The following is a 21,286-nucleotide window of genomic DNA, read 5'->3' as shown; positions in this document are numbered from 1 at the left end:
ATGACAGAAGCAAGAACTGCCCTAGTAACAGGTGCTTCACGTGGAATTGGGTTTGGGATAGCTCTTCGTTTAGCAGAAGAAGGTTTTAGAACTGCCATTGTTGGACGGGATAAAACAAGAATTCAAGCAGCAGCTAAAGAGATTACCGAAATCTCTGGCACCCAAGCCCTGGCAGTAGTTGGCGATGTTTCATCTTGGAGTGATTGTGTTGCAGCTGTTGAAAAAGTAGTGAGAGAGTTTGGTTCTATCGATGTGCTCGTTCCCAATGCTGGCATGGGAATTATTGGCTCCGTTGTTGAGTCAAATCCTGCTGACTGGGCGATGATGATGCAGACCAACTATTTAGGAACAGCGCACATTGTCAAAGCTGTGCTTCCTGCAATGCTCAAGCAAGGCTCCGGAGATGTCATCGCAGTTGTTTCTGCTGGTGGCACTAAGGGATATCCGGAATGGTCGGGATATTGCGCAACTAAGTGGGCGGTAATGGGATTCATGGATAGTTTTGCGCAAGAAGTAATCACGCAAGGTATCCGTGTCTCCACACTCTGCCCCGGTGGCGTAGATACCGCATTTTGGGATGATCTCAATAAAGATATCAATCGCGCCGGAACCGAAGGACGCGGTAAATTAATGAGTCCAGCAGATGTTGCCGAAATGGTGATGCTACAAGTGAATCTGCCTCGTAATGTGATGCTCAAGAACGCGCTCTTTTTTCCTACAACTGAATGGCATTGAGAACCTTAAATGCATTGTTGCCGTATTTCGCCAAGGCGGGTTAGCAACTAGACCCATTTCCTGGGTACTTCTATAAGTGGGTTGTGAGGGACTCGAACCCCCGACCCAGGCATTAAGAGTGCCTTGCTCTACCAACTGAGCTAACAACCCATTTAAGTGCGTAAACACTTAAATGCAGAGCAGACCCTACCAGCGAGGCGCACCTTGTCTAACCACCTCACAGGGGCGAAGATAGTCAAATGTCTCGCTGGGAAATACAGATAGCGCTAATGATTTCTGCGGGGGTATTGGCGATTTCCATACCGCCTGCTAGCGCCGCAGAGAGTGCGCCAGGGGTTGCGCTGGCGGTCTTGGAGACGTTGCCGGTTAAAGGGCGTGCACCAAAGACTGGATATTCCAGAGCTGCATTCGGGCAGAGCTGGGCTGATGTTGATCGCAATGGATGCGATACGCGAAACGATATCTTGAAACGAGATATGACTTCGATTGTGTTCAAGCCCAAAACGCGCAATTGCGTAGTGCTTTCCGGAATTCTCACCGATAGATATTCCGGGGAGATGATCGACTTTGTGCGCGGCAATGTGAGCAGCATGGAGGTGCAGATAGATCACGTGGTGGCACTATCTAATTCCTGGCAGACAGGTGCATTTAAGTTAAGCATCGCCCAGAGAACAGCCCTTGCAAATGACCCACTGAATCTCTTTGCAGTCAAAGGCAGACTTAATCTGCAGAAAAGTGATGGTGATGCGGCAACGTGGGTGCCACCGCTAAAAAGTTTTAGATGTGCCTATGTGGCACAACAGATTGCGGTGAAAGCGAAGTATGAATTATGGGTAGTGGCCCCGGAAAAGGCGGCGATGTCAGCAATCTTGGCACAGTGTCCAACACAGCAAGTGCCGGTTAGTTAGGAAGATCTACGGTGTAGTGCACACCGCTAAACTGCTTACGCCACTTCGTAACTTCACGCTTGACTGATTGTGAGTCAACAGTGGCAGCAAGTGATTGCGCAATGAAATCGCTGAGCTGATCCATATCTTCTACCTTCATGCCAAGACGCACGATTTCTGGGGTGCCGATACGAAGACCATTGAGATCTCCGTCGACAGGTGCAATCGGTAAACCAATCCCGCAAGCGAGCAAACCCGCATCGCCCATGCGCTTGGCAGCAGTTTGTCCGCCACCATAAGGAGCTGCGAGGATCGCAAATTGGTGAGACATGGTGAAGCCCTTATCTGCGGCATAAATATTGACGCCGCGGTTCTGCAAGTTCTGGGCCAGTGCTTGGGAAGTCTTAACCATCATCTGCGCGTACTCAGGGCCAACTGCCTTCCAATCTTGAAGAGTCACACCGAGAGCTGCAGTTTTTGCGGCATCGAAGTTAGCGGTCAGTCCTGGGTATGCGATTGCATCAAGCTTCTGTGCGATGGCATCATCGTTGGTGACGATAAGTCCACCTGCCGGTCCACCGAGTGACTTATATGTTGAGAAGGTCATCAAGTGCGCGCCTTCAACAAGTGGTTGCGGCCAGACTTTTCCAGCAATCATTCCGCAGAGATGTGCTGCATCAAAAAGTACCTTGGCACCGACTTCATCAGCGATTGCACGCACATCTGCAATCGGGTGATGGAATAGATTGAGCGAGCCACCCACAGTGATCATCGTCGGCTTTACTTCGTGGGCAAGTTTGCGCAGGGCATCGATATCGATGGTGTAGCCAGATTCATCCACGGGTGCCGAGATTGTGTTGAGGCGATAGAGGCCAGCAGATCCACCTTTATGGTGAGTCACGTGTCCACCGATTGTGGGAGGGGGAGCGATGATGGTGTCACCGGGTTCGGTATTTGCCATAAAGGCATAGAGGTTTGCAATCGCACCGGAAGGAACGCGAAACTCGGCATAAGTGGAACCAAATACTTCACAGGCTAGCTCTTGGGTAATGATTTCAATCTGCTCAATGGCGCCAAGTCCGGTTTCATATTTATCGCCCGGATGCCCCAAGGATGCGCGCGAGCTCATGCCGGATGCAAGTAATTTTTCTGCCCGAGGATTAAGAATATTTGTGGCCGGATTGAGATTGATACCTTCAATATCGTGCAGGCGATGATTCTCTTGCGCTAACTCTTCAATCCAGCTCTGAACATCGGAGCCACTTTTTCCATCAACTTGAGCTGCGATTCTGGCGATGAGCTCCTGTGAAGCCGGGGTTGCCCAACTCTGAGTCTTAAGTGACTGCGTCATACGGTCAATTAAAGCGCATCGCCGCCGCGCTCGCCGGTGCGAATGCGAATTACTTGCTCAACGTTAGTAACCCAGAGCTTGCCATCACCAATGGAGCCGGTGCTTGCCGTGTTTACGATGACGTCAATAATGGATTGTGCTTCGCCATCTTCAACGAGTACTTCAATGCGCACCTTAGGAATGAAATCAACTGTGTATTCAGCCCCACGATAGATCTCAGTGTGTCCCTTTTGGCGACCAAAGCCGCGAGTTTCTGAGACTGTCATGCCAGCGATGCCAGCTGCTTGCAGCGCAACCTTGATGTCATCGACCTTTGCCGGCTTAACGATTGCGGTGATGAGTTTCATGCTGTTCTCTTTTCTTAGTTTTCGAATACTAGTAACGGTTTGAATTTCCAGTGATGTCATAGGCAGATTCAGCATGGAATGTTGTGTCCAGGCCGTTGAGTTCATCGTCTCGATAAACACGGAAGCCGATAGTCTTTTGAATCAGGGTGGCAATAATCCAGGTGGCTGTGAAGGAGAAGGCAGCTACTACGAGAATCGCAACTACTTGTCGACCTAGCTGTGTGGTTCCGCCGCCCACGAGTAGTCCATCTGCGCCAGCAGCGTTAGCAGTTAGCGTTGCAATCAGGCCGATTGCAAGCATTCCGAGAATTCCACCAACACCGTGGACACCGACCACATCGAGTGAATCGTCATAACCAAACTTATATTTACGTGAGACAGCCCAGGACGATACAACACCGGCAATCAGACCAAGAATGAGTGCGCCCAACGGATTTAAGTAACCACACGCTGGTGTGATTGCAACAGCGCCAGCGATAGCACCGGATGCCACACCGAGAGTTGTTGCTTTTCCATCGCGCTTTTTCTCATAGGCAATCCAGGTCATGGCAGCAGCTGCTGTGCAAATTTGAGTATTGATCATCGCAGTTGCAGCAAGGGAGCCGGCAGAGAGAGCAGATCCAGCATTAAATCCAAACCAACCAAACCAGAGCATGCCGGCGCCAAGAAGTACCAGCGGCATATTGTGTGGTCGCATCGGATCGCGTCTGAAGCCATCGCGCTTTCCCAGAACAAGTGCGAGAGCGAGAGCTGCCGCACCTGAGTTAATTTCAACAACTGTGCCGCCAGCAAAATCTAGCGCTTTAAGTTTGTCGATGATCCATCCGCCTTCACCGTTTTGGGCAGCAAATGCCCAGTGGGCAACGGGTAGATAGACGAGTGTGATCCAGATGCCAACGAAGAGAACCCAGGAACCGTACTTGGCGCGGTCGGCAATAGCTCCAGAAAGGAGAGCCACAGTAATAATGGCAAAGGTAAGTTGGAACATGGCAAAGGCAAGTACTGGAATTTGGTGACCTTCAGCGCCAGTTACCTGATCAATGGTGGAAGCCAGACCTATGTGATCAAGGTTTCCAATGAGGCCACCTTGTGATGGACCGAAGGCGAGTGAGTATCCATAGAGCACCCAGATGATTGTTGTGATGCCGATTGCGGCAAATGACATCATCATCATATTTAGCGCTGATTTCGCGCGGACCATGCCGCCATAAAAGACTGCCAGACCTGGAGTCATGAAAAGTACTAATGCTGCACTTGCTAAAACCCATGCGGTATCACCGCTATTGATCTCCGGCATTGTTAGTGGGTCTCCTTATACCGTTGGTAGGACGCTTGAATTTCTGCTTCAGCTGCAACATGGCCAACCCAATCACCACCGTGAACTTCTTTACCTGGCTCTAGTGTTTTATAGACCTCAAAGAAGTGCTTGATTTCATCTAGTTCATAGATGGGAACATCTGGCAGATCATTTAAATTGTTCTTGCGAATATCTCCCGCTGCGACACAGAGCAACTTGTCATCGCCACCTTTTTCATCGGTCATGCGAAACATTCCAATAACGCGGCAAGAGACCACACAACCAGGGAAGGTGGGCTCATCAAGCATGATGAGTGCATCGAGTGGATCGCCATCATTAGAAAGGGTGTTCTTCACAAAGCCGTAGTCGTGTGGGAAGCGAGTCGCGGTGAAGAGCATGCGATCTAGGCGCACTTCGCCAGTCTCATGATTGATTTCGTACTTATTACGAGAACCCGCTGGAATTTCCACAACAACATCGAAGATCATAAGAATGGACTCCCTGTGCTTAGTAAGTGATGTAGTGGGGATTAAAGAACTTGGGGTGAACGACGGGGCTCGAACCCGCGACATCTCGGACCACAACCGAGTGCTCTACCAGCTGAGCTACGCCCACCATGTGCTGTGCAGGGGCTACTTTACCTGCCCCGGCTCGCTTTGGATAAATACGCTCTGGCGGTAGTAAGCCAATTCGGCAATCGAATCGCGAATATCTCCCAGTGCGCGGTGATTACCGGTCTTGGCTGGGGCGGCAAAGTAAGTCTTCGGATACCAGCGGCGGGCAAGTTCCTTAATCGATGAGACATCGATGGTGCGATAGTGCAGATACTCATTAAGTGCGTGCATGTCACGAGCGATGAAGTTGCGATCTACCGAGACTGAGTTTCCGGCTAGTGGTGATTTGCCTGGCTCACATCCAGCTGCTTGCAGATAAGTAAGTATCTGCATCTGAGCATCTTCAATCGAGATGCCATTGGGAATCTCGGTGATCAGGCCCGAGCTCGTGTGCATCTGTCGCACAAAATCGCCCATGGCATCTAATTGCTCGGCAGTTGCGCCGATGACCAGATCGATGCCGTCTCCGATGATATTTAGCTCTGAGTCAGTGACCAGGACAGCGATTTCAACTAGGGCATCGGTGGCCAGATCCAGCCCGGTCATTTCGCAATCAATCCAGATGAGATGGGGGAGTTCGGTGGCCATAGGCGCAAGGGTAAGGGTTATGGGGGTGGAGCGATAATTCAGGCTCCGTTCACCTGCTGTTAACTTAGAGTCTCATTACTTAATGCGGATTGCCACCATTATCTGCTCATGGCAATTGAACTAAAAGAGCGCCCGACCCCACCGGTGCCTCGGGAAATCACAACCAAGCCCCGTCGCTCTGATCAGATTTTTCGCCTGGTTGTAACTATTGGCGGAATGGCTTCATTAGTAATTCTGGGATTGATTGCACTCTTCCTCTCACTAAAGGGTGCGCACGTTCTCGTCGACGAAAAAATGGGATTCATCACCGGCTCTGCTTGGGAAGCTATAACTGATGAAACCGGCGACATCAGTGAATCAAATTTTGGTATCGGTGCGATGTTAGTGGGGACAATGTTGTGTGCCCTTATTGCAGTTTTAGTAGGCGTGCCAATTTCCGTTTTGACTGCACTGTATTTAACATTCTATGCAAACGGAAAACTAAAGAAGTTCCTCATATCTGTAATCGATTTGATGGCTGCATTTCCTTCTCTGCTCTTCGGTTTCTGGGGATTTATTGTTTTTATGTCGTCAGCTGAGTATTGGGCCAAGCTAATCAATAAATACCTGGGATTTATTCCCATCTTTGATTTACCTGCTCCTGTTTTTGAGCGTTCACCATTTATTGCTGGATTGGTATTGGCAACCATGATCATCCCGATTGTTACTGCGATTTCCCGTGAAATTTTTGACCAGACCCCGTTAGATCGAATCCAAGCGGCGTATGCACTCGGAGCTACCAAGCTGGCGATGATTAAGGCTGTCGTAATCCCTTTTGGCCGTGGCGGCATAATCGGTGGGGCTATGTTGGGACTTGGTCGCGCTATGGGTGAAACAGTTGCGGTCTATACGGTACTCAATATCGTTTATCAAATAAATTGGCAGGTTCTTTTTGGTGCTGGCGGAAACGTGGCATCCTTAATTCTTCTCAAATTCGGTGAAGCGGGTCCTTACGAGGTCGATGCACTGATGGCAGCCGGATTGATTCTCTTCTTGCTCACCCTTTTAGTAAATGCGACAGCAGACTTACTCATCAATCGTTTCGGAGGTAAGGGACGATGAATAAAGTCATTCCTATGCCACAGAAACCGTGGCAACCCTCTGGTGCAGACAAGGTCAAAAGTCTCCTGATTGTATTTGCCGCTTTTGTTTTAGCTGGTGCTTCAGTCGAATTGACAGGGTTTAATGGAAAATTAGGTTTCTTCTTCTCGCTCTTCATCTCACTACTTATTCTAAATTTCAGTTTCCACTACTTTAAGCGTGGAACAGCTGCAGCCAAGGATGCTTTGCTTCAAGTGCTTGCAGTAATGGCGATTGTGATCACATTAATTCCAATCGTTAGTATCGTCGCTACCGTATTTAGCAAGGGCTACAAGGGGCTTCACTGGGGAATTCTTACCAAAGATATGGCCCTTGCATCAGTGAATGACCCAATTGCAAGTGGCGGGTTGTTGCATGCACTCGTAGGAACAATCCTCATGGTTGGTGGGGCGCTCATCATCAGTTTCCCAATTGGAGTTCTTACTGCGCTGTACCTGACGGAAATTCGCGGTTCACTAACTCGCCCGATCAAGTTCTTGGTACAGGCAATGTCTGGGGTTCCATCCATTGTTGCTGGTCTCTTTATCTTGTCTAGTTTGGTCTACCCTGTAACAAAAGAGCTCTCAGGTTTGATGGGCTCCCTTGCACTCACCATCTTGATGATCCCAACCATTGCAAGAACGGCCGAGGAAATGCTGCGGCTTATTCCCAATGAACTTCGTGAAGCTGGCGTTGCTTTAGGTGGAACTCAATGGCGTACCGTTGCCGGGGTTGTACTTCCGGCAGCCAAGAGCGGCTTGGTTACCGCCATCATTTTAGGTGTAGCTCGAATTATTGGTGAGACCGCACCCATACTTCTAGTTTCGGGTGGAGGAGATTCCTTGAATCTCAATCCGACTGAGGGAGCGATGGGATCGCTTCCGTTCTATATTTGGAAAGCATTCCTTACTAGTGGCACTCCTGAAGCACTTGCTCGTGCCTGGGCGGGCATGTTGGTGCTATTGAGCTTCATTTTCATTCTTTTTGGTATGGCACGCTACATAAGCGGAAGAAAGGTTGGGTAATTCCATGACCGAATCTAATAATTTCACTAACAACGAGAAGGAAGAACAAATGACGACATCACACGTAACTCCATCCTCACTATCGAGCGTTGCATCAGCCCGCGCGGTACGTCAACCAGGGACAGCGATACTCGGCAATGGTCTTGAAACTCGCGGTGTGCATGCCTGGTTTGGTAAGAAGCACGTCCTGTCCGATGTGACACTCGATTTTGCTGCAGGAACAGTGACAGCACTTATCGGACCATCAGGCTGCGGTAAGTCAACATTTCTTCGTACGCTCAACAGAATGCATGAATTTATCCCTACTGCCGCAATGGCTGGAGAAGTTCTGCTTGATGGAAAAGATATCTACTCACCGGATACAGATGTAACCAAGATTCGTCTTCGCGTAGGCATGGTCTTCCAGAAGCCAAACCCATTTCCTTCAATGACAATCGGCGAAAACGTGCTCTCTGGTCTCAAGCTTGCTCAGTTGAAGAAGAAGAACACAGATGAACTTCTTGAATCCTGCCTGATACGCGCAGGGCTATGGAACGAGGTTAAAGACCGGCTAGGAGAGCACGGTGGCGCTCTCTCGGGTGGTCAGCAGCAACGTCTCTGCATCGCTCGCTCATTAGCAGTTGAACCACAGGTTCTCTTGATGGATGAGCCATGTTCTGCTCTTGATCCAGGATCAACATTTAGAATTGAAGAGACAATCTCAGATCTTGCCAAGACCATGACAATCATCATCGTCACACACAATATGCAGCAGGCAGCCCGAGTCTCTGATTACACCGCTTTTTTCCTATCCGATGGAGGTCCAGGCGAAATGATTGAGGCAGCTCCAACGAGTCGCATTTTCTCTTCTCCCCAAGATAAGCGCACAGAGGATTACGTAACTGGCCGCTTCGGCTAAATCTATTTGTTCACCTTCTGGAACCTAAACGTTTACCTTCTGGTGGCTAAAAAGTAACGCCCGCTGAATATCTTGTGGAGCGTAAGAGTTACTTACGTCCGTTCTACGAAGGGTAAATGATGAAGTTTTCTAAGAAGGCCAAGGCACTAATCGTCGCCGGCTTTATTGCAGTTGGTACAGCTACCCCAGCACACGCTGTTGATCTTGCTGGCTCGGGTGCATCATTTGTTGATCCATTACTACAAGAGTGTAAGGCAGGATTCAATACGGCCACTAAGCACTCATATGTCTATACCTCAACAGGCTCAAGCACTGGTGTTAAGAATTCAGACGCAAAAATTGGTGACTTCTGGTTTTCAGATGTAGCCCACACTGCAGCAACTAAGCGTTCAACAGTTTTCCATGCGCCAATCGTTGCAGCGCCAATCGCAGTTCTCGTCAATCTCCCTGGAAAGAAGAATCTTTACCTTTCATCAACAACAGTTGCAAAGATCTTCTCTGGTGACATAACAAAGTGGAATGATCCAGCAATCCAGGCAGATAACAACCGTCAAATCAAGACAGTTATCTACCGGAAAGATAAGGACGGAAACGTTGCAAAGGATGCAAGCGGAAATCCAATCGTTCTTAACACTAGAACTCTTACATCTAACTACACACTTCCAAACCAATCAATCAGAGTTATCTACCGTTCAGACGGATCAGGAACAACAGGTAACTTCACAGCATGGCTCAATGGTGTTGCTCCAACTGTTTGGACAAAGCCAGGAAATAACGCATTTACAACTGCATTCCCAACCGCCACCCTTAACGCCGCAGGCAACATTGGTCGTATTGTCGGAGCGGGACAGTCACAGGGAGTTGCAGGACTTGCAGCAAAAACCAAGTACTCGATTACCTACGCTGAGAAGAACTGGGGAGATACCTTCGGGCTTCGTGCAGCATACGTATCAAATGCTTCCGGAAACTTTACCTACCCAGATTCTGCAGCTACTTCAGCATTCTTAGGTGCAGCAAAGCAGGATGCTAACGGCATCGTGAGCTATGACTACAACACATCAGTTGCTGGTGCATACACACTTGGAATCATTTCTTACATGCTTATTGAAACCCAATATGCAGATAAGGCTCGTGGTGCTGCTGTGAAGGAACTTGCACAGTACATCGTTTCTCCTGCGTGCTCGGGTGCAAAGCCTTCGCTAGGGTTCGTAGTTGTGTCTGGAACATTCCTTGATGCGGCTAACGCTCAAATCGCAAAGATGAATAAGTAATACTTAAAAAATAGGGACTGGGTAGTTCGCTTCGGCGAGCTACCCAGTTTTTTATGTGCGCCTGGCAGGAATCGAACCTGCGACCTACCGCTTAGAAGGCGGTTGCTCTATCCGACTGAGCTACAGGCGCCTGCAGGGTCGTGTGAGGCAATTGTACCCAGTAAGGTTTGCGACTATGGCTGAGTTCATATACACGATGAAGAAGGCGCGTAAAGCGCATGGTGAAAAGGTAATTCTCGACGACGTTACCTTGATGTTCTTACCTGGCGCAAAGATTGGTGTTGTTGGACCTAATGGTGCGGGTAAATCAACCGTTTTGCAGATCATGGCAGGGCTTCAACAACCTTCAAATGGCGAGGCATATCTTTCACCTGGCTACACAGTAGGAATTCTGCTGCAGGAGCCGCACCTCAATGAAGAGAAGACCGTTCTTGAAAATGTGCAAGAAGGTGTTGCTGAGACCATGGAGATGGTCCGTAGGTTTAACGAAATTTCAGAAGAGATGGCCAACCCTGATGCCGATTACGACAAGTTGTTATCTGAAATGGGCGAACTGCAAGAGCAACTCGATCATCGCAACGCATGGGAACTTGATTCGCAGCTAGAACAGGCCATGGATGCGCTGCGTTGTCCGCCACCAGATGCTGACGTCAAAGTTCTTTCCGGTGGAGAAAAGCGCCGCGTTGCTTTATGTAAATTACTTTTGGAAGCACCAGATCTATTGCTTCTTGATGAGCCGACAAACCACCTTGATGCTGAATCGGTCTTATGGCTAGAGCAACACTTAAGTAAGTACCCAGGCACCGTTGTCGCAATCACGCACGATAGATACTTCTTGGACAATGTTGCGCAATGGATCCTTGAACTCGATCGCGGTCGTGCCTATCCATACGAGGGCAACTACTCAACTTATCTTGAAACCAAATCAGCACGCCTTAAAGTTGAAGGTCAGAAAGATGCCAAGCGCGCTAAGCGCCTTACCGAAGAGCTCGATTGGGTTCGCCAGAATGCAAAGGGGCGCCAGGCAAAGTCGAAGGCCCGTCTTGCACGTTATGAAGAGATGGCAGCTGAGGCAGACAAGATGCGTAAGTTGGACTTTGAAGAGATTCAGATTCCACCTGGGCCGCGCCTTGGAAATATTGTCGTTGAAGTTGAGCACTTGGTAAAAGGTTTTGGCGATCGCGTTCTCATTGATGATCTCTCATTTACCTTGCCACGTAACGGAATTGTGGGAGTCATTGGGCCTAACGGCGCCGGCAAAACAACGCTCTTTAAAACAATCTTAGGTCTGGAAGAACCAGATTCAGGATCAGTAAAGATTGGTGAGACGGTAAAGATTTCCTACGTGGATCAGTCCCGTGGTGGAATCGATCCAAAGAAATCACTCTTTGAAGTGGTCTCAGACGGCCTTGATTTCATGAAGGTAGGACAAGTTGAAATGCCATCGCGCGCATACGTTGCCGCCTTCGGATTTAAAGGCCCTGATCAGCAGAAAGCTGCTGGTGTTTTATCTGGTGGAGAACGTAACCGCTTAAACCTTGCTCTTACTTTGAAGCAAGGTGGCAACTTATTGCTGCTGGATGAGCCAACGAACGATCTTGATGTCGAAACGTTGGGATCACTTGAAAACGCGCTCCTGGAATTTCCTGGGTGCGCCGTTGTGATCTCCCACGATCGTTGGTTTCTTGACCGGGTAGCAACACACATCTTGGCCTATGAAGGTGATTCAAAGTGGTTCTGGTTTGAAGGAAACTTCGAATCCTATGAAGAGAACAAGATTGCCCGTTTAGGTGCCGATGCTGCGCGTCCGCATCGCGCTACCTATCGAAAGCTGACCCGCTAATGATTTATACAGGGCAGCAATATGTGCGATGGGATGACATCGATGCCTTTGGCCATGTCAATAATGCTAAGTATCTGACCTACATTCAAGAAGTTCGCTACCAATGGGCGTACTACCAATATTCAATAAAAGGTGAGCTGCCGACACTGATGGAGATGGTGGTTGCCCGCAACGAGATTGATTACATCGTGCCTATCTATGAGGGTGGCCGTTTCTATGATCTGAACCTATGGGTTGACTCCATTGGCAACACTTCATTTGTCGTGGGATATGAATTGCTGGGCACCGATGGTGTGGTGCATGCCAAGATGAAGTCTGTGCAAGTGATGGTTTCGCTGGAGACAAAGAAGTCTCGTCCAATTTCGGAGCAAGAGCGCGAATTCCTTAATCGTTACCTCAAGGATTAGTAGGTTTAAATAATGCAAGAGCGAAAGATTCACCCCGGGTGGATTGCAGCAGTAGTCACCTTCTTCACCCTCGTTGCAACAGCCGGGTTTAGATCTGCACCCACTGTGCTCATTCTTCCCTTGGAAGAAGCTTTTGGCTGGTCCCGTTCGCAAATTTCGTTAGCGATATCAATTAACGTACTTCTTTTTGGTTTGGTAGCACCTTTTGCGGCGGCGCTGATGGAACGCTTTACTGTGCGCAAAGTAGTGATGACTGCACTTGCACTCGTTGCTGCTAGTGCCACCTCGACAATCTTTATGACTCAGCCATGGCACTTGTGGGCGCTGTGGGGCATCGGCGTGGGTGTGGGCTCTGGTTCCATGGCCTTGGTCTTTGCTGCAACGATTGCTAATCGTTGGTTTGTTGCCCGCAAAGGAATAGTGGTGGGAGCGCTGACCGCTGCCACAGCAACTGGTCAATTAGTTTTCCTTCCCATGCTCTCGCACTTTGCGATCACTTACGGCTGGAAGAGCATCTCCATCACTGTTGGCGCCGCATCTGCGCTCATGATTCCATTCATCTATCTCTTCCTGAAAGAGAAACCAGAAGCCTTAGGCATGAAGCCCTATGGAGCGCCGGAAGATTGGCAACCACCAGTTGCTAGTGAAATGCCGGCAGGTCGCTTAGCCATTGATACCTTGGTTAAATCAGTGAAAGATAGAAACTTCCTTATTCTCTTTGGCTCATTCTTTGTCTGCGGACTTTCCACCAACGGACTGATTGGCACACACTTCATTCCAGCAGCTCACGATCACGGTATGGGCACAACTGTCGCTGCTAGTTTGTTAGCTCTCGTTGGTGTCTTCGATGTGATTGGAACAATTCTCTCTGGCTATCTCACAGATAAGTATGATCCCCGTAAATTGCTCTTCTTCTACTACGGCCTGCGCGGTCTCTCCCTCTTTTTATTGCCATCTATTCTCTTTAGCACCATTCATCCATCCACATTGGTATTTGTAATCTTCTATGGCCTTGATTGGATTGCCACCGTTCCACCCACTCTTATTCTCTGTCGCATTGTCCTTGGTCCCCAGCGTTCAACTGTTGTCTATGGTTGGGTATTTGTGGGTCATCAAGTGGGGGCATCAATTGCCGCCCTGGGTGCGGCGGTATTGCGGGTAAAACTTGGCGACTATGCACTCTCTTTCTATATTGCCGCCATCATGTGCATCATCAGTGCTTTTGCCGTATTACAGATCGCCAAAGGAAAAACTTCAGCAGAGTTGAGAAGTTGATGGAGCGCGATACCACTAATTATTACGAGCTCTTTGGCGGGGAAGACTTCTTTGCCGATCTTGTCTCACAGTTCTATGCCCACGTTGCGGTCAATCCCGTGTTGCGCCCGATGTATCCAGAATCAGATATGAAAGGTGCGGCCCGCAGATTACAGATGTTCTTAGAACAGTATTGGGGCGGACCAAGCACTTATCAAGAAGAACGTGGTCATCCGCGTCTTCGCATGCGCCATGCCGGTTTTCATATTAACCAAGAGGCCCGTGATGCCTGGATTGGCTGCATGAAGTTGGCTGTCGATGGAACATCACTTGGCCAAGATGAAAAAGATAAATTGTGGAGATACCTAGAGGGAGCAGCAAACCATCTGGTTAATCAGATGGATTAATCCTTCTTAGATTTATTTCCCACCAGCAGAATTTCGCCGTTACGTACAAACCAGAGCACGCCATCAGCATCGCGCACCTGAGTGATTCGCAAGCCAACCTTTTCTACTCGTCCGGCAATTTCTTGCACGCGAATATCATCGCCCACTCCATATTGATCTTCAACCAACATAAAGATTCCAGAGAGAACATCGCGCACTAAGGTCTGTGCGCCGAGTCCAATTGCCACACCAATGACGCCGGCAGAGGCAAGAACAGGCCCCAAACTAAATCCGAACTCACCCAGAATCATTCCGGTTGCAATGATCCAGATGGCGGCGTTATAGGTGGAGCTAAAGACGGTTCCGATGGTGCGGGCCCGCTCTGCCTGGCGTTTAGCCGTTCCTGGTCCTGGCTTTAGGTCAGCTGTTGCCAGGCGGCCAATGGCCCGGGAGATGGCCCGATGGCCGATGACATGGCCGATAGCGGCGATCACAAAGACGATGACGATACGAAATGGGGCTCCGTTAAACCAATCCCAGATTGCCTGCGTGCGCTCGTTCATAGGCATTAAGGGTAGTGAAATCTTTACTAAAACTTCACCACAAAATGCCCCCGTCCTGGAGAGTTTTAGTACAAAATTGCCCAATCAGTGCGAGCCACGTGCTGGAACCGAGGTAGAGATGAACCGCTCATTAGTTCTCAACGCCACCTACGAACCGTTGGGTGTTGTCACTGATCGTCGTGCGCTCATTCTCGTTCTGAACAACCGCGCAACTATGGTTGAAGCTTCTGGAACCGTCTTGCACTTTGCACATGGCCAGATTGAGCTCCCATCAGTAATTCGCCTCAATAAATTTGTGAAGATTCCTTATCGTCATGCAGTTCCACTTTCGCGTCGGGCAATCTTTGCGCGAGATGGTGGACGCTGCGTCTATTGCACAGCACCGGCAACTTCTATTGATCACGTCATTCCTCGTTCTCGTGGTGGCGGTCACAATTGGGAGAATGTTGTGAGTGCTTGCCATAAGTGCAACCATGTCAAAGCTGATAAGCCACTGAAAGAACTTGGTTGGCGACTTCGCACGCTACCGCGTGAACCAGTGGGTGCGGCATGGCGAATTCTTGGAACAGGTCGCACCGAAAATCGTTGGCTGCCATACCTAGAGCCATTTGGCGTCGCTGCTGCAACTGCATAGACTCTGCCAATGCTTTCTCAACTGCTCATGATTAACCAAGAGCCTGGTGCAATGCCGGGTGAAGGACTAACGGCCGTAGAAACTTTCACTTATTTTGTGGCAGCTCCAGTTGGACTGTTTCTTCTTATATCTCTGATTTCATGGGCGCTTACGGGCGAAAAGAAAAAAGGTAAGAGCACCTCTTCCATCACTCATATCGAGTAATTACTGATCAGCAGCCTGTGCTTTAAGGGCGCGCACCATGGCATCGCGTGATTCAAGAATCGTTCTGCGTAGCGAATGCGATGCATCTTTGCCTGTGACATCTAGCCAGTGCTGGGCCTTTTTCACAGTTGCCTCGCTAATAACCCAGGACGGGAAGAGCAGAGTCGCTGTGGTTTCAGCAATTTCATAGCCCTTGGTCTGCCAGACTTTGAGTAGAACATCAAAATACTCATCTACAAAGTCACTCAATATTTCAGTATGCAGCGGATCGTTAAATCCTCGGCATTTATAGGAATGAATCGTGTTCGATAAATCATCGGTAGTAATCGAGCTAAATGCCTTGGCTTTGGCTTCCTTACTTGGAATTTGCGCATAAGCCATGGCGCCGTATTGCTTGCCATGAGCTGTCTTATCTAGTGCCAACTCCTTTTCAATATCAGCAGGACCAAATACCCCGCGCTTGATGCCACAAATGAATAGGAACCAACGAAGCTCGGCATCGATGGTGAGCCCAGTAATCGAGCCGCCAAGAATGGCCTTGATGCGCTCTAGTTGCGCTGGAGTGATTGCAGTATTGGCAAAGCCTTTGGCAAATTGCAGTTGATGATCGCTACCAGACTCAGCTAGATCAAGAAATGATTCGATGGCCGTTGCCACTTGTAGGCGAAGTGCCGCACGGTGGGATGGGTGGGCATATGCCCAGAGCGCAGTATCAATCTGACCCAAAGTGGCGCTGACAATCGAGATATCTGATTCATTTTTCAAAGCTGCCAGTGCGATAGCGATGTAATCAGTTGCTGAGAGCTCGCCATCTCGGCAGGAATCCCAGAGCGAAGCCCAGATAAGTCCACGGGCCAATGAATCATCGAGTGAACCAAGGTGGCTCTTCATCGTTGCAATAGAGCGTTCATCAAAGCGCAACTTTGCATAGCTCTGATCTTTATCGTTGACCAGCACTAGGTCAGCAGACTTTTGGCCGGTGAATGCGGTGACTTCAGTCAGTGCGCCGGCAACATCGAGTTCCACACTTGTGCGCCGCACCAGCTTGCTACCTTGAATATCAAAGAGACCCACATGCAATCTGTGGGGACGAAGTTCAGTAGAGCCCACCGGCATGGTTGGCACTTCTTGTTTGATAGAAAGTGATGCGTAGGTATCACCATTGAGTGCAATCACTGGGCGCAGCGTATTCACACCTGCGGTGCGCAGCCAGGTTGCAACCCACGGTGTGAGGTCGCGCCCGGAGGCAGCTTCGAGCTGATCAATTAAATCCTTCAGCGTTGTATTACCAAAGGCGTGCTTAGCAAAGTAGCGGCGAAGTCCGGTAATGAAATTATCTCGACCCACATGTGCGACAAGTTGTTGCAATACCGATGCGCCCTTGGCATAGGAAATGCCATCGAAGTTGGTGCGCACAGCATCCAGATCTTCCATCTCGGTGGCAATCGGGTGGGTAGTCGTGAGCTGATCTACGCGATAAGCCCAGTTCTTTCGTAGTGAATTGAACTCAGTCCAGGCCTCGGTGTATTTAGTTGATTCACTCACCGATTGATAGGAAGCCCACTCGGCAAAAGATTCATTGAGCCATAGGTCATTCCACCATTGCATGGTGACCAAGTCGCCAAACCACATATGCGCCATCTCGTGGTGGATAGTTGTTGCCCTACTTACATAGTTTCGCTCTGTGACCTTAGATCTAAAGATCAATACATCTTCATGGAAAGTAACACAGCCGACGTTCTCCATGGCGCCCCAGTTATATTCGGCAACCGCAATCTGGTCATACTTGCCAAATGGATAGGCAAGACCGAAAGTCTTCTCAAAGTAGGCAAAGCCTTGCTTGGTGACTTCAAATATGTTCGCTGCATCAACGTGCTTAAAAAATGATTTACGGGCATAGATGCCTAGTGGAATCGTCTTCTCGCCTTTGTATTCATCGTGCACAGAGGTATAGGCACCGGCCACGATGGCGGTGACGTAGGTAGAGATCACTTGCGAAGTAGCAAACTGAGTGAATTTTTTCTTCCCACCAAGATCCTTTGTTGATTCGATTGCGTAGTTTGAAATTATTTCCCAGTGGTCGGGAGTGATGGTGCTGATCGCAAATGTCGCCTTCTGATCTGGTTGATCAAAGCAGGCATACATCCGGCGGGCATCGCCGGTTTCAAACTGGGTGTAGAGATAGACCTCATCATCTGCCGGGTCAACAAATCGGTGCAGGCCTTCACCAGAATTGGAATACACACCATCGTGTTCGATCTCAAGAATGTTCTCTGCCGCAAGGGCTGGAAGATAAATAGTCTCGCCATCAAAGCGTGGGTCAAAATCTGCGCCATTGAGCTTGGCACTTATTACCCGCGCACCCACGCAATCGATATAGGTAGTTGCACCTGGTTTAAGACCAGCAAATTTCACAGTGGTCTTCACCCGAAAGTTTTCCGCACCAGTAGTCAGATCTAAATCAATGGCATAGCTAGCAACCTTAATGATTGCCGAACGTTCGGTGGCTTCTACCTGCTTGATATTTGTGCCTGGCACGGGTGCTCCTTCAGTGCATGATGCAAGAGAGCATATCCAACCACCAACTCGATGATTCGTCAGAGGTTAGGATTGTGCAATGGAACAAGACTCGGTACGCACATATCGCTTACGTGGGTCTCGCATCACCGCTCCACAGCAGAGCGCCCTGGATAAATACTGGGGGATTTATGGAATGCAGTACTCCGAAGATTTCATCGATATCCCGGCCCTCTTTCCCACCTCAAAGACAATAGTTCTCGAGATCGGTTTCGGCATGGGCGAGGCAACTGCCCTGATAGGCAGAGATTTTCCTGATACCGGATTTATTGCAGTGGAAGTTCATAAGCCTGGCATTGGAAAATTGATGGCCCGAATTGAAGAACTTGAACTTGCTAACATCAGAATTATTGAAGGCGATGCCCACCCGATTCTCAAAACCATGATTGCCGATAATTCAGTAGATGCGATTCATCTGTTTTTTCCAGATCCATGGCCGAAAAAGCGCCACAACAAGCGGCGCATTGTGAACAATGAATTCTTAAAACTTATTCACCCCAAGATTAAAACAGGCGGCTATATCCATATTGCAACAGATTGGGTGCCCTATGCCGAATATATTCAGGAAGTTTTAACGCCCAGCCCCTTGTTTACTGGGGGAGTAGTAGCGCGCCCTGAATGGAGACCAGTCACTCGATTTGAAGGGCAAGGCATAACCAAAGATCATCAAGTAACCGATCTTCGATACTTTAAGGCTTAAATCTCACCTGTTACTTCGTAGTTACTAATCTTATCAATTCTGCGCACATGGCGTTCATCGCCAGGAAACTTTGTTGCGATGAAGGTATCAATTAACTGCTTTACAAAATCCGCATCATGAAGCCTTTGCCCTAAGGAAATCACATTTGCATTGTTATGTTCGCGGGCAAGTTTGGCGGTCTCAATGCTCCACACAAGTGCGGCACGCACGCCCTTGACTTTATTGGCAGCAATTTGTTCACCATTACCGGAACCACCTAGAACTATTCCCAGTGAGGTGGAATCTTTAGCCACAGCTTCGGCGCATGGGATGCAGAAATCTGGGTAATCATCGAGTGCGTCATATTCATAGGGCCCGTGGTCAGTCACATCGTGGCCATTAACAACAAGGTGTGTAATCAATTCGTTCTTGAAATCAAGGCCGGCGTGATCGCTGCCGATGTGAATGCGCATGCGCAATTTAAGCATGTGCGGGGGCGGGCATGTGAAAACCCCGCCACACTTTCGCATGGCGGGGTTTTTACCCAAGGAGGTACTACATAGTCAAACTAGTTATGCGATTGCCGCAGTTGTTGCTCTTGGAGCTGGCATTCTTGGAGCCTTCTCAAAATCACCTTTTCCCTTGTGACCGAATCCGCCTTTAAAGCCACCCTTTGGTCCTGCGGTGCGAACTTCATTGATTTCTTCAGTTATGTGAGCAACAAGACGATCTTTAAGAAATGTTGCCTGTGCGGCAGTTAATTTCCCAGCTGTGACCGCAGCATCGATTCTTTTGGTCTCATCTGCAACCAGTGCCGCAATCAACGCATCTTTCTTAGGCCCCGCGATTGTCGCAAGAGTTTCTCCTGCGGCAAGGCGCGACTTGATGGTTGCTGAGTCGATACCGATTGTTGTTGAGATCAGTGCAAGCTCTGCCATCTTTTCAGCCTTCAAAGGCTTAGCCAGCTCTGCTGCAGCACGGGCTGCAGTGCGTGCTGCTTCTGCAGCTACCTTGGCTGCATCAGCTGCGGCAATGATTGCATCTGCCTGTGCTTGTGTGATTGTGCCCTTTGTGACAAGTGCGGAAAGTGTGGCGGCAAGGTCTATCCCTCGAGGACCCTTGACACCGTTAGCACTTGGATTGGTAATTGAGATACGTGTTGCTTTTGTTGAGGCTGTTGAAACACCAACAGTTCCTGCCGTAAGTGCAACAGTTGTAATAACAATTGTTGCAATCCTTTTCTTTGTTGACATTCGCATGCCCCCACTCTCTTGCTCTGTGCCAAAGCCCTCGCCTCGACTTGGTTGTACTAAAGCGTCCTAGGCTCAGAAAGATACTTGGATAGCCTGCGAGGCTCATGCGAGTTTTCATGTGAAATCTGTGAGTTTTTCCCCTACACGCACGCCCTTCCTGTGTGCTGGTAGGGGATTCTCCGATTCTGGCAAGCCTGGTGCCACTTCACACTGGGTGGACAACCTAGTGTGAAGGGGTCACCAGTGAGAGCATCACGAATAGCCGTCCTAGTTACTATTGCAATTCTTACAACATCCACATCAGTGATTTCAGCAAGTGCTGCCGGTAGAACAGCAGCCTCAATTCCAAACACAATTCTTAATGGCAAAGGTCTGCCAATTACTTCACTGGGCATCAATGGCGATTTTTATATTGATACCCGAAGTCTTCTCATTTATGGACCAAAAGCGAAAGGTAAATGGCCACTGCCACAGAACTTGCAAGGACCTATTGGCGCAACAGGTGTCACAGGTAGTGATGGAAAGAATGGATCCGATGCAAAAATTGGCACCAATAATGCAAATAGCGTTGGTTCAGTTGGGCCACAAGGTGAACGTGGACTAACAGGTGCAGCCGGACCTGCCGGACCTGCAGGTGCCGCAGGATCTTCTGGTTCAGGTGGAGGAACACCAGGTGCAACGGGAGCTGCAGGTGCAACGGGTGCAACCGGAGCATCAGGTGCTGCGGGAAGCATCGGCCCAAGTGGACCAACAGGTTCAACAGGTGCAACTGGTTTAACGGGAGCAGCTGGTGCACAAGGGGAAACAGGGACTGCTGGGTCTGCGGGTACGTCTGAGGTAAAAGTAATATCAATTGGCAACTTCACAATAAACACAAGCACCCCTCTTGGAGTGGCTTCGTCATCAGCCTTCGGAAGTCTTGCTATTAACTCGTCATACTTCTTTCAGATTTACTTGACGGGGGAAGCTTCAGCAACATATCTAGATTTTGCAGCCGGAGTTAGCTCAACAGGGGAGACTCCAACCTACAATTTTTCTGCGTCTCGCTCAAAGTTGGTAACTTTGGCTGGGAAAAGCACTGTGTATGGAGTCACAATAACTGGAACCATTAAGACAGCAGGCACAGTTTCATCTTTGACAGTAAATCTCATTGACGTAACTGGAGAGTCTTCCGCGGAATCGGGAGTTACTTTTTCGGGCCGGATTTTTCTCCAGAAGGTCGGAATCATTAACTAAAAACATGGAGCGGGTGACCGGGATCGAACCGGCATGGCCAGCTTGGAAGGCTGGGGCTCTACCATTGAGCTACACCCGCGAGTGGTGCGAAGGATGAGCGTACAGGGTGTGTAACTCA

23 protein-coding genes and 4 tRNA genes are annotated in these 21,286 nt (G+C 49.2%); 14 read left to right on the top strand and 13 right to left on the bottom strand.

Annotated elements, in window-relative coordinates:
* Complete coding sequence (locus tag A1sIIB76_RS04710; RefSeq protein WP_095697121.1) at positions 1-735, top strand: SDR family oxidoreductase; 735 nt, start codon at positions 1-3, stop codon at positions 733-735.
* A 77-nt stretch (positions 736-812) separates the two neighbouring features.
* On the opposite strand, the gene A1sIIB76_RS04705 is transcribed toward A1sIIB76_RS04710, so the two are convergent.
* Positions 813-885, bottom strand: a tRNA-Lys gene (locus A1sIIB76_RS04705).
* Positions 886-974: 89 nt separating this feature from the next.
* On the opposite strand from A1sIIB76_RS04705, the gene A1sIIB76_RS04700 reads away from it, so the two are divergent.
* A complete protein-coding gene (locus tag A1sIIB76_RS04700) occupies positions 975-1,643 on the top strand; it encodes an HNH endonuclease family protein (protein WP_095684900.1) in 669 nt (222 codons plus the stop codon).
* Here the strand turns inward: A1sIIB76_RS04700 and A1sIIB76_RS04695 are convergent.
* The 6 genes from A1sIIB76_RS04695 to orn form a co-directional block, all read right to left on the bottom strand.
* Positions 1,636-2,973: a serine hydroxymethyltransferase gene (locus A1sIIB76_RS04695; RefSeq protein WP_095684899.1), complete on the bottom strand. Its 1,338-nt coding sequence runs from the start codon at positions 2,971-2,973 to the stop codon at positions 1,636-1,638. The two genes, A1sIIB76_RS04700 and A1sIIB76_RS04695, sit on opposite strands and share 8 nt — an antisense overlap.
* Before the next feature lie 8 nt (positions 2,974-2,981).
* Positions 2,982-3,320, bottom strand: a complete 339-nt coding sequence (locus A1sIIB76_RS04690; protein ID WP_095675060.1) for a P-II family nitrogen regulator — start codon at positions 3,318-3,320, stop codon at positions 2,982-2,984.
* Positions 3,321-3,348: 28 nt separating this feature from the next.
* A complete protein-coding gene (locus tag A1sIIB76_RS04685; protein WP_095697120.1) occupies positions 3,349-4,617 on the bottom strand; it encodes an ammonium transporter in 1,269 nt (422 codons plus the stop codon).
* Between the two features lie 2 nt (positions 4,618-4,619).
* Positions 4,620-5,105: an inorganic diphosphatase gene (locus tag A1sIIB76_RS04680; RefSeq protein ID WP_095675058.1), complete on the bottom strand. Its 486-nt coding sequence runs from the start codon at positions 5,103-5,105 to the stop codon at positions 4,620-4,622.
* A gap of 51 nt (positions 5,106-5,156) precedes the next feature.
* Positions 5,157-5,232: transfer RNA gene (locus A1sIIB76_RS04675), tRNA-His, on the bottom strand.
* 17 nt (positions 5,233-5,249) lie between these two features.
* Positions 5,250-5,819, bottom strand: coding sequence for an oligoribonuclease (orn, locus tag A1sIIB76_RS04670; protein ID WP_095697119.1), 570 nt, complete (start codon positions 5,817-5,819; stop codon positions 5,250-5,252).
* A gap of 108 nt (positions 5,820-5,927) precedes the next feature.
* On the opposite strand from orn, the gene pstC reads away from it, so the two are divergent.
* The 4 genes from pstC to A1sIIB76_RS04650 all read left to right on the top strand — a co-directional run bounded on the left by pstC (position 5,928) and on the right by A1sIIB76_RS04650 (position 10,132).
* Positions 5,928-6,920 (top strand): phosphate ABC transporter permease subunit PstC, encoded by a 993-nt coding sequence (gene pstC, locus A1sIIB76_RS04665; protein WP_095675056.1) that lies wholly within the window; start codon positions 5,928-5,930, stop codon positions 6,918-6,920.
* A complete protein-coding gene (pstA, locus tag A1sIIB76_RS04660; RefSeq protein ID WP_095675055.1) occupies positions 6,917-7,963 on the top strand; it encodes a phosphate ABC transporter permease PstA in 1,047 nt (348 codons plus the stop codon). Before pstC ends, pstA begins: the two co-directional genes overlap by 4 nt.
* Before the next feature lie 4 nt (positions 7,964-7,967).
* Complete coding sequence (gene pstB, locus A1sIIB76_RS04655; protein ID WP_223298127.1) at positions 7,968-8,861, top strand: phosphate ABC transporter ATP-binding protein PstB; 894 nt, start codon at positions 7,968-7,970, stop codon at positions 8,859-8,861.
* Positions 8,862-8,977: 116 nt separating this feature from the next.
* Positions 8,978-10,132 (top strand): substrate-binding domain-containing protein, encoded by a 1,155-nt coding sequence (locus A1sIIB76_RS04650; protein WP_223298126.1) that lies wholly within the window; start codon positions 8,978-8,980, stop codon positions 10,130-10,132.
* Positions 10,133-10,188: 56 nt separating this feature from the next.
* On the opposite strand, the gene A1sIIB76_RS04645 is transcribed toward A1sIIB76_RS04650, so the two are convergent.
* Positions 10,189-10,262: transfer RNA gene (locus tag A1sIIB76_RS04645), tRNA-Arg, on the bottom strand.
* A 45-nt stretch (positions 10,263-10,307) separates the two neighbouring features.
* Here A1sIIB76_RS04645 and ettA point away from each other — a divergent pair.
* Genes ettA through A1sIIB76_RS04625 form a run of 4 tightly spaced genes read left to right on the top strand, consistent with a single transcriptional unit; the run spans position 10,308 to position 14,043 of the window.
* The gene (ettA, locus tag A1sIIB76_RS04640; RefSeq protein ID WP_095697118.1) at positions 10,308-11,975 is read left to right on the top strand and encodes an energy-dependent translational throttle protein EttA; all 1,668 of its coding nucleotides are present in this window, start codon (positions 10,308-10,310) and stop codon (positions 11,973-11,975) included.
* The gene (locus A1sIIB76_RS04635) at positions 11,975-12,382 is read left to right on the top strand and encodes an acyl-CoA thioesterase (RefSeq protein WP_095684895.1); all 408 of its coding nucleotides are present in this window, start codon (positions 11,975-11,977) and stop codon (positions 12,380-12,382) included. The genes ettA and A1sIIB76_RS04635 overlap by 1 nt, the downstream gene beginning before the upstream one ends.
* Positions 12,383-12,394: 12 nt before the next feature.
* Entirely contained in the window at positions 12,395-13,657 is a 1,263-nt protein-coding gene (locus A1sIIB76_RS04630; RefSeq protein ID WP_095684894.1) for an MFS transporter, read from the top strand.
* Complete coding sequence (locus A1sIIB76_RS04625) at positions 13,657-14,043, top strand: globin (protein WP_095697117.1); 387 nt, start codon at positions 13,657-13,659, stop codon at positions 14,041-14,043. Before A1sIIB76_RS04630 ends, A1sIIB76_RS04625 begins: the two co-directional genes overlap by 1 nt.
* Here A1sIIB76_RS04625 and A1sIIB76_RS04620 read toward each other — a convergent pair.
* Entirely contained in the window at positions 14,040-14,585 is a 546-nt protein-coding gene (locus tag A1sIIB76_RS04620; RefSeq protein ID WP_095697368.1) for a mechanosensitive ion channel family protein, read from the bottom strand. The genes A1sIIB76_RS04625 and A1sIIB76_RS04620 overlap by 4 nt on opposite strands.
* A 118-nt stretch (positions 14,586-14,703) precedes the next feature.
* Between A1sIIB76_RS04620 and A1sIIB76_RS04615 the strand changes: the two genes are divergently transcribed.
* The gene (locus tag A1sIIB76_RS04615) at positions 14,704-15,219 is read left to right on the top strand and encodes an HNH endonuclease (RefSeq protein WP_095675501.1); all 516 of its coding nucleotides are present in this window, start codon (positions 14,704-14,706) and stop codon (positions 15,217-15,219) included.
* 9 nt (positions 15,220-15,228) lie between these two features.
* Positions 15,229-15,423 (top strand): hypothetical protein, encoded by a 195-nt coding sequence (locus tag A1sIIB76_RS04610; protein WP_095684891.1) that lies wholly within the window; start codon positions 15,229-15,231, stop codon positions 15,421-15,423.
* On the opposite strand, the gene pepN is transcribed toward A1sIIB76_RS04610, so the two are convergent.
* The gene (gene pepN / locus A1sIIB76_RS04605; RefSeq protein WP_095684890.1) at positions 15,424-17,961 is read right to left on the bottom strand and encodes an aminopeptidase N; all 2,538 of its coding nucleotides are present in this window, start codon (positions 17,959-17,961) and stop codon (positions 15,424-15,426) included.
* Positions 17,962-18,040: 79 nt separating this feature from the next.
* Between pepN and trmB the strand changes: the two genes are divergently transcribed.
* A complete protein-coding gene (trmB, locus tag A1sIIB76_RS04600) occupies positions 18,041-18,700 on the top strand; it encodes a tRNA (guanosine(46)-N7)-methyltransferase TrmB (RefSeq protein WP_095684889.1) in 660 nt (219 codons plus the stop codon).
* Here the strand turns inward: trmB and A1sIIB76_RS04595 are convergent.
* Positions 18,697-19,152, bottom strand: a complete 456-nt coding sequence (locus tag A1sIIB76_RS04595) for a ribose-5-phosphate isomerase (RefSeq protein WP_095675500.1) — start codon at positions 19,150-19,152, stop codon at positions 18,697-18,699. The two genes, trmB and A1sIIB76_RS04595, sit on opposite strands and share 4 nt — an antisense overlap.
* Before the next feature lie 99 nt (positions 19,153-19,251).
* Positions 19,252-19,932, bottom strand: a complete 681-nt coding sequence (locus A1sIIB76_RS04590; protein ID WP_190279057.1) for a hypothetical protein — start codon at positions 19,930-19,932, stop codon at positions 19,252-19,254.
* A gap of 243 nt (positions 19,933-20,175) precedes the next feature.
* Between A1sIIB76_RS04590 and A1sIIB76_RS04585 the strand changes: the two genes are divergently transcribed.
* A complete protein-coding gene (locus A1sIIB76_RS04585; protein ID WP_190277038.1) occupies positions 20,176-21,168 on the top strand; it encodes a collagen-like domain-containing protein in 993 nt (330 codons plus the stop codon).
* A gap of 5 nt (positions 21,169-21,173) precedes the next feature.
* On the opposite strand, the gene A1sIIB76_RS04580 is transcribed toward A1sIIB76_RS04585, so the two are convergent.
* A tRNA-Gly gene (locus A1sIIB76_RS04580) sits at positions 21,174-21,247 on the bottom strand.
* Positions 21,248-21,286: the final 39 nt, after the last annotated feature.

This window comes from Candidatus Planktophila versatilis, from assembly GCF_002288265.1.
GTDB classification, from domain to species: Bacteria; Actinomycetota; Actinomycetes; order Nanopelagicales; family Nanopelagicaceae; genus Planktophila; species Planktophila versatilis.
Note: the sequence above shows the minus strand (reverse complement) of the source record. Positions and strands in the feature narration are given on the sequence as shown.

What these genes read in the sequence shown, in the direction of transcription:
- A1sIIB76_RS04710 (WP_095697121.1), top strand. Translation starts at nt 1, where the DNA reads ATGACAGAAGCAAGAACTGCCCTAGTAACAGGTGCTTCACGTGGAATT.
- A1sIIB76_RS04700 (WP_095684900.1), top strand. Translation starts at nt 975, where the DNA reads ATGTCTCGCTGGGAAATACAGATAGCGCTAATGATTTCTGCGGGGGTA.
- A1sIIB76_RS04695 (WP_095684899.1), bottom strand. Translation starts at nt 2,973, where the DNA reads ATGACGCAGTCACTTAAGACTCAGAGTTGGGCAACCCCGGCTTCACAG.
- A1sIIB76_RS04690 (WP_095675060.1), bottom strand. Translation starts at nt 3,320, where the DNA reads ATGAAACTCATCACCGCAATCGTTAAGCCGGCAAAGGTCGATGACATC.
- A1sIIB76_RS04685 (WP_095697120.1), bottom strand. Translation starts at nt 4,617, where the DNA reads ATGCCGGAGATCAATAGCGGTGATACCGCATGGGTTTTAGCAAGTGCA.
- A1sIIB76_RS04680 (WP_095675058.1), bottom strand. Translation starts at nt 5,105, where the DNA reads ATGATCTTCGATGTTGTTGTGGAAATTCCAGCGGGTTCTCGTAATAAG.
- orn (WP_095697119.1), bottom strand. Translation starts at nt 5,819, where the DNA reads ATGGCCACCGAACTCCCCCATCTCATCTGGATTGATTGCGAAATGACC.
- pstC (WP_095675056.1), top strand. Translation starts at nt 5,928, where the DNA reads ATGGCAATTGAACTAAAAGAGCGCCCGACCCCACCGGTGCCTCGGGAA.
- pstA (WP_095675055.1), top strand. Translation starts at nt 6,917, where the DNA reads ATGAATAAAGTCATTCCTATGCCACAGAAACCGTGGCAACCCTCTGGT.
- pstB (WP_223298127.1), top strand. Translation starts at nt 7,968, where the DNA reads ATGACCGAATCTAATAATTTCACTAACAACGAGAAGGAAGAACAAATG.
- A1sIIB76_RS04650 (WP_223298126.1), top strand. Translation starts at nt 8,978, where the DNA reads ATGATGAAGTTTTCTAAGAAGGCCAAGGCACTAATCGTCGCCGGCTTT.
- ettA (WP_095697118.1), top strand. Translation starts at nt 10,308, where the DNA reads ATGGCTGAGTTCATATACACGATGAAGAAGGCGCGTAAAGCGCATGGT.
- A1sIIB76_RS04635 (WP_095684895.1), top strand. Translation starts at nt 11,975, where the DNA reads ATGATTTATACAGGGCAGCAATATGTGCGATGGGATGACATCGATGCC.
- A1sIIB76_RS04630 (WP_095684894.1), top strand. Translation starts at nt 12,395, where the DNA reads ATGCAAGAGCGAAAGATTCACCCCGGGTGGATTGCAGCAGTAGTCACC.
- A1sIIB76_RS04625 (WP_095697117.1), top strand. Translation starts at nt 13,657, where the DNA reads ATGGAGCGCGATACCACTAATTATTACGAGCTCTTTGGCGGGGAAGAC.
- A1sIIB76_RS04620 (WP_095697368.1), bottom strand. Translation starts at nt 14,585, where the DNA reads ATGAACGAGCGCACGCAGGCAATCTGGGATTGGTTTAACGGAGCCCCA.
- A1sIIB76_RS04615 (WP_095675501.1), top strand. Translation starts at nt 14,704, where the DNA reads ATGAACCGCTCATTAGTTCTCAACGCCACCTACGAACCGTTGGGTGTT.
- A1sIIB76_RS04610 (WP_095684891.1), top strand. Translation starts at nt 15,229, where the DNA reads ATGCTTTCTCAACTGCTCATGATTAACCAAGAGCCTGGTGCAATGCCG.
- trmB (WP_095684889.1), top strand. Translation starts at nt 18,041, where the DNA reads ATGGAACAAGACTCGGTACGCACATATCGCTTACGTGGGTCTCGCATC.
- A1sIIB76_RS04595 (WP_095675500.1), bottom strand. Translation starts at nt 19,152, where the DNA reads ATGCGCATTCACATCGGCAGCGATCACGCCGGCCTTGATTTCAAGAAC.
- A1sIIB76_RS04590 (WP_190279057.1), bottom strand. Translation starts at nt 19,932, where the DNA reads ATGTCAACAAAGAAAAGGATTGCAACAATTGTTATTACAACTGTTGCA.